Origin of the sequence: Frondihabitans sp. PhB161 (assembly GCF_003814635.1) — a bacterium.
GTDB lineage: Bacteria > Actinomycetota > Actinomycetes > Actinomycetales > Microbacteriaceae > Frondihabitans.
In genome coordinates this window covers 459,749-471,657 of record NZ_RKQW01000002.1, presented here as the reverse complement: position 1 = coordinate 471,657, position 11,909 = coordinate 459,749, and the positions used below count along the sequence as shown (strand labels likewise).

The following is an 11,909-nucleotide window of genomic DNA, read 5'->3' as shown; positions in this document are numbered from 1 at the left end:
TACGGGGCGGCGGGGGTCTTGGGCCGCCCGAGGTATTACAGAAGTCGAACGAAACGATGAGCCTGAAGCCTCTCGGTAACCGATCTGTAACATGTTAAACATGTCGTATTCACCGATGGTCGCGCCTTCGCTCAAGCCCGCCTCTCGCTCATCGGGCCCAGCTCGGCGGAGCATTCTCGTCGTCGGAGACGATCCGGTCACCGCCGACGTGCTCGTGTCGTCTCTGCGGGCGAACGGGCACGCTGCGCGCCTGGTCGTCGACGGGATCGACGCCGTCGAGGCGGTTCGCGAGACGCGACCCGATCTCGTGCTGCTCGACCGGATGCTGCCGGGCATCGACGGGCTGGAGGCCTGCCGGCGAATCCGCCTCCTCGCCGACGTGCCCATCATCATGCTGGCCGACCTGGGCGAGGAGCACGATCGCATCTCCGGCCTCGAGGTGGGAGCCGACGACTATCTCGTCAAGCCGTTCTCCCCGCGCGAGCTCCTGCTCCGGGTCGAGGCTGTTCTTCGGCGCACCTCGTCACCCGAAGAGCCCCCGGCCACGATCGAGGCGGGGCGTTTCCGTCTCGATCGAGCTCGCCGAGAGATCACGGTCGGCGACACGACCCTCACTCTGACGGCTCGAGAGCACGACCTCCTCGCGCACCTGATCACGCACCCCGATCGAGTATTCCGCCGAGATGAGCTGCTCCGATCCGTCTGGGGGTGGGAGGTCGGCGATTACTCGACGGTCACCGTCCACGTGCGGCGTCTGCGCGAGAAGATCGAAGACGATCCCGCCTCGCCGACGCACCTGCTCACGGTCTGGGGGGTGGGCTACCGGTTCACGCCGGGCACGGCGCACTCGTGAGCCGTGAGGACTTGCTGTTCGTCACCGGCTAGGCGTGCGTGGCATCGACCGTCGCCGGAGAGGCCGGTGGGGCTAGACGCTCGCGCGCAACGGGGCGGTTGCGAACTCGCGCATGCCCTCGTCGAACGACACGCTCGGCTCCCAGCCGAGTTCCCGCCGCAGTCGCTCCGAGGAGGCGGTGATGTGGCGGACGTCTCCTGACCGGTACTCGCCGGTCACGATCGGCGAAGGCCCGCCCGCGTGGAGGGCAAGAGCGGCAGCCATCTCTCCGATGGTGTGGACGATTCCGCTGCCGACGTTGAAGGCTCGGTAAGCCGTCGGATCCTGATCTCGCGTCCACTCCAGGGCGGCGATGTTCGCCGAGGCGATGTCGCGCACGTGCACGAAGTCGCGTCGCTGGGCGCCGTCTTCGAACACGCGGGGAGCCTCGCCGCGTTCGAGCGCCGAGCGGAACAGCGAGGCGACTCCGGCGTAGGGGGTGTTCTGCGGCATGCCGGGGCCGTAGACGTTGTGGTAGCGGAGGGCCGCGGCGCGACCGCCGGTGCTGCGGGCCCACGCCGTAGCGAGGTGCTCCTGGGTGAGCTTCGTCGTGGCGTAGACGTTGCGCGGGTCGAGCTGCGCATCTTCGGCGATGAGCTCGGGTGCGAGCAGATCGCCGGCGTCGTCGCGCGGATCGAAGATGCCGGCATCGAGGTCGGCGATGCGGCGAGGCGCGGGGCGCACGATGCCGGAGGGGCCGCGGTAGGCGCCCTCGCCGTAGACCACCATCGACGAGGCGATCACGAGACGGCCGACGCCCGCGCGAGCCATCGCTGCGAGCAGCACGGCGGTGCCGAGGTCGTTCGACGAGACATAGTCGGGGGCGTCTTGGAAGTCGACGCCGAGACCGACCTTCGCGGCCTGGTGGCACACCGCGTCGACGCCGAGCAGAGCCTCGTCGACGGCGGTGACGTCGCGGACGTCGTCGCGACGGAAGTCGACCCGAGGGTCGATCGGGGCTGGCCCGCCGTGGACGTCCGGCCGCAGGGAGTCGAGCACCCGCACCCGCCAGCCGCGCTCGAGGGCGGCATCGACGACGGCCGAGCCGATGAACCCTGCACTGCCGGTGACGAGGAGCAGAGGGGCGGTGGGCGCGGATCCTTCGGTCATTCGGGAAGCCTCGGATCGCCCGAGACGGGACGCGCGAGAACCGCGTCGACCGCCTCGGCGGGGATCAGCTGGCGCGGCGTGAAGTCGCTCGGGATGGACGCGACGATGCGCTCGATCGCCGCGACGATGAGCGGCTGCGCCTCGGCCAGGCGGGCCATCACGAGTCCGTGGCTGACCGTCTCGACGTCCGCCTCCGCGTCGTCGTCGCTCGGGGCCAGCCCCGCGTCGGCGTCGGTGACGAACGAGAGGTTGACGGTGCCGATGTTGAGCTCGCCGGCGAGAGGCACCTCGGGCACCATCGTCATGTTGACGGTGTGGGCCCCGGCCTGCCGCCACCAGAGCGACTCGGCGCGGGTCGAGAACCGCGGGCCCTGGATCACGACGCAGGTGCCGGACGGGGCGAAGGATCCGAGTTCTTTCGCGAGCGCGTCGACCGCGAGATCGCGCAGGGTCGGGTCGAACGGGTCGGCAGCGGACAGGTGCTGCACCGATCCCTGGTCGTAGAAGGTGTCGGCACGGCCCCAGGTGCGGTCGATGAACTGGTCGGTGATGACCATCGTTCCCGGCGGGTAGTCGGGGTGCACGCCGCCGACGGCCGACGACGACACGATCGCCTTGGCGCCGAGAGCTGCAAGGGCCCAGATGTTTGCGCGATACCCGATCTGGTGCGGCGGCACCGAGTGGTCGCCGCCGTGCCGGGTGAGGAAGGCGACGCGTTTGCCGCCGAGCTCGCCGATCGAGACGGGGCTCGACGTGGGGCCGTACGGGGTGTCGACGATGACCTCGTCGGACGCCCCGCGCGGGAACAGTGAATAGAGACCGGAGCCGCCGATCACGGCGACGTCGACGCGGGGAAGCGCGCCTGTGGACAACTCCCGAGGTGCCTGCGACATGAATGCGAGACTACTGGGACAGCCCCGTCCGAGAGTGAAAGCGAGGTGCGAGTGCGCACGATCGAAGAGCATCAGCGAGCGATCTCCGAGCTGGTCGAGGCGGCTCTCGCGTCGCGGGGCACCGAGTTTCTGCCTGTCACGGCGGCTGCCTCCGGGTCTTTGTCGCTCGGCCCGGCCTCTCGCGGGCGCGAGCTCGCGCACGACGTGATCGCGCCGCTCGATCTGCCGCCGTTCGACAACTCCCAGATGGACGGCTATGCGGTGCGCTCGTCCGACCTCGCAGCGGGGCCTCGGGCGCTGACCGTCGGGCGAAGGATCCCGGCCGGCGTCGCCCCGCCACCGCTTCTCGCCGGTACGGCCGCCCCCATCATGACCGGCGCCGCGATTCCCGACGGCGCCGACGCCGTCGTCCAGATCGAGCTCGCCGATCCGCCGCGGTTTCTCGACGAGGCGGCGGGCCCGTTCTCTGTCACGTTGCCGGGGCCGGTCCCCGCCGGCCAGTTCGTCCGGTCTCGCGGCTCCGATCTTCCGGGCGGGTCTGTTCTGCAGGAGCGCGGCACGGTTCTGCGACCGGCGCACTGGGGTGTGCTCGCGTCGTCGGGTGTCGAGACGGTCGAGGTGATCGCCCCGCTTCGCGTGATGCTCGTCTCGACGGGGGCCGAGCTGGCGACGGGCCCGGGCAACCTTGGCGCGGCAAAGATTCACGACGCCAACACGGCCGCCCTGGGGTCGGCGATCGCCTCCCTCGGGGTGCACGTCTCCACCTACCAGGCGACCGACGACGTCGACGACTTCCTCGCGTTCATCCAAGGCCTCGACGGGGCCGACCCCACGACCGCCGACGGTGCCGCCATCGACCTCGTCGTGACGACCGGCGGTGTCAGCGCTGGCGCGTACGAGGTCGTCCGCGAGGCGCTTCACGACCGCGGCGTCGAATTCGCCTCGGTGGCGATGCAGCCGGGCGGGCCGCAGGGCTGGGGCGCGGTCGAGACCGGGCACGGCTCGATTCCGATCGTGTGCTTTCCCGGCAACCCCGTCAGCGCACTCGTCTCCTTCGAGGCGTTTCTCCATGTGCCGCTGGCCCGCGGAGCACACTCCATCGTCGCTGACCGCGATCGTCGGGCGCCTCTCGCCGAGGCCGCCGACTCGCCGCCCGGCAAGCACCAGATCCGTCGCGCCAGGCTCGACGCTGACGGCCGGGTTCACTTCGTCGGCGGCCCGAGCTCGCACCTGCTGCACCACTACGCGCAGGCCACCGTGCTCGCGCACATCCCGGTCGGAGTCTCACGGGTCGAGCCGGGCGACGAGGTCGTAGTGTGGGCCCTCGATGAGTGATTCAGAGTTGTCGCACGTGCGCGCCGACGGCAGCGCCCACATGGTCGACGTGACCGAGAAGGCCGAGACCAAGCGTGTCGCGACGGCACAGGCCGTGCTTCGCACGCGATCCGACGTCGTCGCGCGGATCGCCGACGGCTCCCTGCCGAAGGGTGAGGCGCTCGGCACGGCCCGCGTCGCCGGAATCATGGCGGCCAAGCAGACGTCGAGCCTCATTCCGCTCTGCCATCCGCTCCCGATCGGCTCCGTCACGATCGACTTCGAACCGGCCGACGAGTCGGTGCGCATTCTCGCGACCGTGTCGACGCGAGGCGTGACCGGTGTCGAGATGGAGGCGCTGACCGCCGCCTCCGTCGCCGCCCTGACCCTGTACGACATGATCAAGGCGGTCGACAAGTTCGCCGTGATCGAGGCGATCCAGGTGCTCGAGAAGTCCGGCGGCAAGAGCGGCGACTGGGCTCGCGACTCGAAGGGCGCGCAATGACCGACCCACTCTCTACGGCTTCCGCTCCGGTCGTCGTGCCACGGACGGCCCTCGTCATCGTCGCCTCGACCCGTGCTTCCCGGGGCGAAGCCGAAGATCGCACCGGCCCGGTCATCGCCGCCTGGCTCCGCGAGCGCTCCTTCACTCTCGACGACCCCGCGGTTGTCGCCGACGGCGAGCCGGTCGGCCAGGCCCTCATCGGCGGCATCGCCCAGCCCGTCTCGGTCATCATCACGACGGGTGGCACGGGTGTGACTCCCACCGATGCCACTCCCGAGATGACTGCGCCGCTGCTCGACAAGCGCCTCCTCGGGCTCGAAGAAGAGCTTCGGCGCCGAGGTGTCGCGCACACTCCCACTGCACTCCTCTCGCGCGGGCTCGTCGGAATCGCCGGCCGCACTCTCGTCGTCAACCTCCCCGGATCACCCGGGGGAGTGCGCGACGGCCTCGACGTTCTCGGCGGTGTGCTCGACCACCTCCTCGACCAGCTCGGCGGTGGCGGGCATGGATGACGACGTGCGTCAGATCCTTGAGCCCCGCGTGCTCCTCGCCCGGGTGACTGCCGACCCGCTCAGCGTGGCGGCCTGTTCGGCGCTCGTGCACGAGGCGACGGCCGGTGCCGTCGTCACGTTCGAGGGCGTCGTCCGCGACCACGACGACGGCCGCGGGGTCGCCGCGCTCGAATACGAGGCGCACCCCAGCGCGAGCGACGTGCTCGCGGGGGTCGCGGCCGACATCGCTCGGGCTCATCCCGAAGTGGCCATCGCAGTCGAGCACCGCACCGGGCCGCTCGGCATCGGCGACGTCGCGCTCGCCGCCGCGGTCTCGAGCGCCCACCGGGCCGAGGCGTTCGCCGCATGCGCGCTGCTGATCGACGAGATCAAGGCCCGCGTGCCGATCTGGAAGAAACAGGACTTCACCGACGGCACGAGCGAGTGGGTGGCGTCGCTCGGCTAGACCCTCGCGATCGGCTCAGACCCGCGCGATCGGCTCAGACCCGCTTCGGCGGCATAAACATCTCTCCTAGGGCAGGTGTTTACGCCGATCGTGCGGGTCTGGCGGTCGAAGCCCGCACTCACACCGCCTACCCTTGACGGGTGGCCCACCTTCTCGGCGCTGAAGCGCTTCACCTCGAATTCCCCACCCGTGTGATCTTCGAAGGCGTGACCCTCGGAATCGACGAGGGCTCGCGCATCGGCGTCGTCGGCCGCAACGGCGACGGCAAATCGACCCTCATGTCGCTGCTGGCCGGCCGCATGGAGCCCGACTCCGGCCGCGTCACCCGCCGCCGCGGCATCACCATGGGCGTGCTCGACCAGCGCGACATCCTGCCCCTCGACTCCATCGTGAGCGAGGTCATCGTCGGCGACCGCGACGAGCACGAGTGGGCCGGCAACGCCCGCATCCGCGACGTCATCTCGGGCCTCGCCACCGACATCCCCTGGGATTCCACGATCGGCGCCCTCTCGGGAGGCCAGCGCCGCCGCGTCGCGCTCGCAGCTCTCCTCGTCGGCGACTGGGACGTCCTCTTCCTCGACGAGCCCACCAACCACCTCGACGTCGAGGGTGTCGCCTGGCTCGCCGAGCACCTCAAGCGCCGCTGGTCGCCGCGCGAAGGTGCGCTCGTCGTCGTGACTCACGACCGGTGGTTCCTCGACGAGGTCTCGACCGACACCTGGGAGGTGCACGACGGCATCGTCGAGCCCTTCGAGGGCGGCTACGCGGCCTATGTACTGCAGCGCGTCGAGCGCGACCGATCGGCCTCCGTTTCCGAGGCCAAGCGCCAGAACCTGATGAAGAAGGAGCTCGCGTGGCTGCGCCGCGGTGCCCCCGCGCGCACCGCGAAGCCGAAGTTCCGCATCGAGGCGGCCGAGACGCTCATCGCCGACGAGCCTCCCGTGCGAGACAAGGTCTCGCTGTCGCAGATGGCCACGTCGCGCCTCGGCAAGCAGGTCGTCGACATCATTGACGTGTCGGTGGACTACGGCGAGCGCAAGGTGCTCAAAGACATCGAGTGGCGCATCGCTCCGGGCGAGCGCACCGGCATTCTCGGCGTCAACGGCGCCGGCAAGTCGACACTGCTGAAGCTCGTCACCGGGGCGGTTCTGCCGACGACGGGTCGCGTCACCCGCGGCAAGACGGTCAAGTTCGCCGTGCTCGACCAGCAGCTCGCCGACCTCCACGAGTTCGCGAACGAGCGCGTCAACACGGTCGTTTCCCGCTACCGCTCGTCGTACGTCTCGGGCGGCAAAGAATTGACGCCCGGTCAGCTCCTCGAACGTCTGGGCTTCACCACCCCGCAGCTGCAGACCGCGGTCAAAGACCTGTCGGGTGGTCAGAAGCGCCGTCTCCAGCTGCTGCTGATCCTGCTCGACGAGCCGAACGTGCTGATCCTCGACGAGCCCACCAACGACCTCGACACCGACATGCTCGCGGCGATGGAAGACCTCCTCGACACCTGGCCCGGCACGCTCCTCGTCGTCAGCCACGACCGGTACCTGCTCGAGCGCGTCACCGACATGCAGTACGCCGTGCTCGGCGGCGAGATGCGCCACCTGCCCGGGGGCGTCGACCAGTATCTCGAGCTGCGCCGCATCGCCGTTAGCGGCGCGGGCGAGGCGACCGACCGGCCCACCGCGACGCAGGGAGCCTCGGCGACCGTCACCGCGGCGGCCAAGGCCTCGGGGCTGAGCGGTGCCGAGAAGCGCAACGCCGAGAAGGAGCGCGCCTCGCTCGACCGTCGCATGCAGAAGGCTGCCGCCGAGCGCCAGACGCTCCTCGACCAGTTCGCCGCCCACGACCAGAACGACTACGTGGGGCTCGGAGAGCTGCAGAAGAAGGTGGCCGCGATCGAGGTCAAGGCCGACGAGCTGGAGCTGGCATGGCTCGCAGTGAGCGAGAAGCTCGAGGGCTGAGCGGGGGTGGGCCGGATCCTTCGGTTTCGGCCCGGCTTCTAGGCGCCGAGGGTGAGCGACAGCGAGCGCAGCAGCCCGGCGAGCATCTCGCGGTCGGCGCATGAGAGGTCGCCGAGCAGGCTGCGTTCGGCCTCGACGAGCCGGGTGATGGCAGCGTCGGCAGCACTGCGACCGTCGTCTGTCAGAGACACCAGGATCCCGCGCCCGTCGCTCGGATCGGTGTTCCGCGCGACCAGGCCCCGCCCGACCAGGCGGTCGATCCGGTTGGTCATCGTCCCGCTCGACACGAGTGTCTGCGTGAGCAGGGCCTTCGGCGAGAGCGCGTAGGGCGATCCGGCGCGGCGAAGGGCACTCAGCACGTCGAACTCCCATGATTCGAGGTTGCTCGCGGTGAACGCGGCGCGGCGCTCGCGGTCGAGGTGCTTCGCGAGCCGGCCTACGCGCGACAGAACGTGCAGGGGCTCGAAGTCGAGGTCGGGGCGCTCGCGGTTCCAGCTGGCGACGATCCGGTCGACCTCGTCGCGCTGTTCTTCGGGCATCGGGCCATTATGTCGCGTGGTCTCGGTGTGCCGCCGGTGCCGGTCGGAGTGGGCGGGTGTCGTTGAGGGTCGGCGAGGGCTGCAGCACCCGCCGACTCCGGATAACACCCGCCCACTCGCACCTGTCGCGCGCCCACGGGGCCCCGCCCCAAAACCGGAGCCGCGATCTGGCAGAATGGTCCGGCGCCTCCGGGCGTGGTCCGCCTTGGTGTAATGGCAGCACGACAGCCTTTGGAGCTGTTAGGTCTAGGTTCGAGTCCTGGAGGCGGAGCTTCGGGCTAGTCAGTGATGTGGCGGCCTCCGAGTCTTCTAGCCTCCGAGCGAGAGAACTCGACCCAGGGCGGGGATGACCCGGGTGAGGGTGCGGTCGTGACCGGCGGGATCCGGATCGGAGACGGCCTCGGCGAGCACGACGACGTCGTAGCCGAGGTCGGCGGCAGACCTGGCCGTCGATTCGACCCCGAAGGTTGTCGCGATGCCCACGATGACGACCTGGTTTACAGCCGCGGCCGTCAGGTGCTCATGGAGCTCCGTGTTCGCGAAGGCGCTCCACGCGGCCCTGTGGATGATCAGCTCGTCTTCCTGCGCCTGAATGCCGTCGACGAGCTCGGTGTCGGTGCTCGGCCAGGTTCGCCCTTGCGATCCGTACTGGGTTATGCCCGGCGGTGTGCCGGTCGAGATCGCGAAAACCACCGGTCGACCCGCCTCTCGGAAGTCGTTGATCGCTCGCCCCACCTCGACGATGAGCCGGTCGGCGGGTTGCGAGCGTGCGTTCGCCAACGTGCCGACCTGCATATCGACGACGACGAGGGCAGCACCGGAAGAGATGATCTCGCTCATGTTCACCATTGTGTCGTGGTCTCTACTTTCGTTCGTCGGGCTGGTCACGGTGCTGTGATGCCGTCGAAGGTGATGTCGAGTCGACTCGGACCGCGCAGAAGGGGGTTGCGGCGATAGGGCGGCGGGTCTTCGACGAGGCGCACGTTCTCGAGTCGCGAGAAGAGTTCGGCCAGGGCGATCTGGGTCTCGAGGCGGGCGAGGGGCGCTCCGAAGCACGCGTGGATGCCGGCGCCGAATCCGAGGTGGTCACGATTCTCCCGCTCGGGGTCGAACCGATCGGGATCGGCGAAGTGTCGGGGATCGCGGTTGGCGGCGGCCCAGGCAATCCAGACGGGGGACCCTTTCGTGATCGTCACGTCGCCGATACGCACATCCTCGAGAGCGATGTACTTCGGTGTGACCTGGGCGGGCGGCTCCAGCCGAAGCAACTCTTCGAAGACGAGTGGCATCGTGCTCGGGTCCGCGCGAAGCCGGTCGAGGGCCTCCGGGTGCCGCAGCAGAGTGAGCGCGCCGTTGGCGATCATGTTGACCGTGGTCTCGTGCCCGCCGATCAGCAGCATGATGGTGGTGCTGATCATCTCGCTGGTCGACATCGCGCCATCCGGGCCGGTGTCGTTGACAAGTCCCGACAGGAGATCGCCCTGGGGTGTTCCGCGACGGACCTCGGCAAGCTGGGCGAGATAGGCCCCGAGTTCACTGGTTGCCCGTGACGCCTCCGCCTGCAGCCTTTCAGCCTCTTCGGGTGTCGTGGCCTCAGGAGGCGCGATGATCGCCATGCTCCAGGCATGGAAGCGCGGCTCGTCTTCGTGGGGAACGCCGAGCACGTCGCAGATCATCATGACCGGAAGCGGGTAGGCGAAGGCCTCGACGAGATCGAGGGTGCCGGATGCGGGGAACGCGTCAATGAGCGTGGTCGCCGTCTGCGTGATGTCGTCGCGGAGCGAGTCGATGTAGCCGGCGTGATGAGGAGGGCCGAAGTGTCGCATGGTCTGACGGCGCAGGCGGTCGTGTTCCGGGGGATCCTGCATGACGAACGCGGACGTGAGGCCGGGGGCGGCCCCCTCGGTGTCGTCTCGGCCGGCGAGCGGGTTGGAGCTGATCCGCGGATCATGGACGACCTCGAGGATCTCGTCGTAGCCCGTGACGAGGAACGCCCCGTCGTCGAGGCGCTGAACCGGCGCGGCATCACGAAGGCGGGCATAGACCGGATACGGGTCGGCGCGGTTGTCGTGGTCGAGGAATTCGTTCCACACCGCCGTGGCGGTGGGGGAGCCGCCCGTGACGGGGCAGCCGGGGCGGGGTTCGGGAGAAGTGCTCACAGTGTGGTCCTTTCATCGGACTTCGCGGGGATGGTGGTTGGGCGACTAGCCCGGGAATGCGGGCGCACGCTTCGGTCGGTACCGGGCAGGCTGTCGACGGTTCGGCCCGTCGGCGGGAATGCGGCGCCGTCGTTGATCTCACGCCGGTAGTGCTCGAGCCACTTGACCTGGTCGAGGGCGGTGGCACCGACCATGCGGTCTCCGACGCCGTAGACGGCGACGAACGAACGCTTTTCGGTGGATCCTTGAGCGATGACCACGCTGTCTGCGGCCTCGGGTATGCCGACGGATTTGATCACGTGGCCGAACTGGTTCGACCAGAACACCGGCACCTCGTCGTGGTGGACCTTCGCACCCGTCAGCATGTTTCCGGCGGCGACGGTGGCCTGGCCCACGGCGTTGCCCCAGTGCTCCACCGACATTCGGCGGCCATCGCCCGACGGGTGCGGGAAGGCGGCGATATCGCCGGCCACGAAGACACCGTCGAGTACGGTGCCGTCGCTGTCGAGCGCCCGGCAGGTGGCGTCGCAGTCGACCCCGAGCGGGCCGACCGACAGGCCCGACTCGCTGAGCCACTCGGTGTTCCGGAGGGCGCCGATCGCGACTACCACCAGATCGACGTCGAGGGTCGTTCCGTCCGAGAGCGTGGCGGCCGCGACCGCCCCCCTCTCGTCCGAGTGAAGTCGGGAGACGGTGACAAGCGACCGCAGGTCGACGCCGTGCTCGCGCTGCACATCGGCGAGCACGCCCGCGACGGTGTCGCCGAGCGCTCGGGCGAGCGGCGCCGGGCCTCGATCGACGAGGGTGACCGGGAGGTCGAGGCGACGGCAGGCCGACGCGATCTCGGAGCCGGTGAAGCCTCCACCGACGATGAGCACTCGCCGCGGTCCGGCGGCGAGGCGGGAGCGGAGCCGTGCCGCGTCGGCCGAAGTGCGGAGGGTGAAGACTCCGTCGAGAGCCGCTTCGTCGGCCACCGGCCACGGTCGGGCTCGGGTTCCGGTGGCGATGAGCACCCTGTCGTAGGGCACGCGTGCGCCGTCGGCGAGGAGAACGGCACGGGCGTCGACATCGAGGCCGGTCGCAGCGACGCCGAGGCGCCATTCCACGTCGAGGCCGGAGGCCTGCGGAAGGCGGGTGCCCGAAGCCGACGCCGTACCGAGCAGCACCTGTTTCGACAGGGGCGGCCGGTCGTAGGGTTCGTCCGGCTCGTCGCCTATGAGTGTGATCGGGCCGAGGAACCCGTCCGACCTCAAGGCCTCCGCCGCCGTCAGGCCGGCGAGCGATGCGCCCACGACGACCACGCGATCGGTCTCGGTCAGCGCAGACGGGCCCAGCGCCGAGGAGGCCGGGGCCGAGGGGTTCACTGCCTTGGGCACAGCCCTTCGGTGCTCTCCGTCGAGGCGAATGGCCTGCACCGGGCAGGCTGCCGCGGACTGCGTAATGCGGGCCCGGAACTCCTCGGCGGGGTCGGGGTCGTAGACGAGGGCCTCGTCGCCCTCGAACCGGAACACATCAGGTGCCAGGAAGGCGCACTGTGCGTAGCTCTGGCATTTGGTCATATCAACGGCGATTCGCATGGTTC

At 69.6% G+C, this 11,909-nt stretch carries 12 protein-coding genes and 1 tRNA gene; 7 read left to right on the top strand and 6 right to left on the bottom strand.

Features of this window, described 5'->3' with window-relative positions; translation table 11 throughout:
• Positions 1-100 precede the first annotated feature (100 nt).
• The gene (locus EDF39_RS10950) at positions 101-853 is read left to right on the top strand and encodes a response regulator transcription factor (protein WP_233573066.1); all 753 of its coding nucleotides are present in this window, start codon (positions 101-103) and stop codon (positions 851-853) included.
• A gap of 72 nt (positions 854-925) precedes the next feature.
• Here EDF39_RS10950 and EDF39_RS10945 read toward each other — a convergent pair whose 3' ends face one another.
• Together EDF39_RS10945 and EDF39_RS10940 are read right to left on the bottom strand one after the other, a co-directional pair.
• Entirely contained in the window at positions 926-2,002 is a 1,077-nt protein-coding gene (locus EDF39_RS10945) for an NAD(P)-dependent oxidoreductase (RefSeq protein ID WP_123943020.1), read from the bottom strand.
• On the bottom strand, positions 1,999-2,895 hold the full coding sequence (locus EDF39_RS10940) for an MTAP family purine nucleoside phosphorylase (RefSeq protein ID WP_123943018.1): 897 nt from the start codon (positions 2,893-2,895) through the stop codon (positions 1,999-2,001). The genes EDF39_RS10945 and EDF39_RS10940 overlap by 4 nt, the downstream gene beginning before the upstream one ends.
• Positions 2,896-2,946: 51 nt before the next feature.
• On the opposite strand from EDF39_RS10940, the gene glp reads away from it, so the two are divergent.
• From glp to EDF39_RS10915, 5 genes are all read left to right on the top strand, one after another.
• Complete coding sequence (gene glp / locus EDF39_RS10935) at positions 2,947-4,230, top strand: gephyrin-like molybdotransferase Glp (protein ID WP_233573067.1); 1,284 nt, start codon at positions 2,947-2,949, stop codon at positions 4,228-4,230.
• Positions 4,223-4,714, top strand: coding sequence for a cyclic pyranopterin monophosphate synthase MoaC (moaC, locus tag EDF39_RS10930; RefSeq protein ID WP_123943014.1), 492 nt, complete (start codon positions 4,223-4,225; stop codon positions 4,712-4,714). The genes glp and moaC overlap by 8 nt, the downstream gene beginning before the upstream one ends.
• Entirely contained in the window at positions 4,711-5,226 is a 516-nt protein-coding gene (locus tag EDF39_RS10925; protein WP_123943012.1) for a molybdenum cofactor biosynthesis protein B, read from the top strand. Before moaC ends, EDF39_RS10925 begins: the two co-directional genes overlap by 4 nt.
• The gene (locus EDF39_RS10920; protein WP_123943010.1) at positions 5,219-5,671 is read left to right on the top strand and encodes a molybdenum cofactor biosynthesis protein MoaE; all 453 of its coding nucleotides are present in this window, start codon (positions 5,219-5,221) and stop codon (positions 5,669-5,671) included. Before EDF39_RS10925 ends, EDF39_RS10920 begins: the two co-directional genes overlap by 8 nt.
• Positions 5,672-5,811: 140 nt before the next feature.
• Positions 5,812-7,629, top strand: coding sequence for an ABC-F family ATP-binding cassette domain-containing protein (locus EDF39_RS10915; protein ID WP_123943008.1), 1,818 nt, complete (start codon positions 5,812-5,814; stop codon positions 7,627-7,629).
• A 38-nt stretch (positions 7,630-7,667) separates the two neighbouring features.
• Here EDF39_RS10915 and EDF39_RS10910 read toward each other — a convergent pair whose 3' ends face one another.
• Positions 7,668-8,168, bottom strand: a complete 501-nt coding sequence (locus EDF39_RS10910) for a MarR family winged helix-turn-helix transcriptional regulator (RefSeq protein WP_123943006.1) — start codon at positions 8,166-8,168, stop codon at positions 7,668-7,670.
• A gap of 199 nt (positions 8,169-8,367) precedes the next feature.
• Between EDF39_RS10910 and EDF39_RS10905 the strand changes: the two genes are divergently transcribed.
• Positions 8,368-8,439, top strand: a tRNA-Gln gene (locus tag EDF39_RS10905).
• Positions 8,440-8,477: 38 nt separating this feature from the next.
• Here EDF39_RS10905 and EDF39_RS10900 read toward each other — a convergent pair.
• The 3 genes from EDF39_RS10900 to EDF39_RS10890 are packed head-to-tail and all read right to left on the bottom strand — an operon-like array spanning position 8,478 to position 11,904.
• The gene (locus EDF39_RS10900) at positions 8,478-9,008 is read right to left on the bottom strand and encodes a cysteine hydrolase family protein (protein WP_158613217.1); all 531 of its coding nucleotides are present in this window, start codon (positions 9,006-9,008) and stop codon (positions 8,478-8,480) included.
• Between the two features lie 44 nt (positions 9,009-9,052).
• Entirely contained in the window at positions 9,053-10,327 is a 1,275-nt protein-coding gene (locus EDF39_RS10895; RefSeq protein ID WP_233573068.1) for a cytochrome P450, read from the bottom strand.
• Complete coding sequence (locus tag EDF39_RS10890; protein ID WP_123943002.1) at positions 10,324-11,904, bottom strand: FAD-dependent oxidoreductase; 1,581 nt, start codon at positions 11,902-11,904, stop codon at positions 10,324-10,326. Before EDF39_RS10890 ends, EDF39_RS10895 begins: the two co-directional genes overlap by 4 nt.
• Positions 11,905-11,909 lie beyond the last annotated feature (5 nt).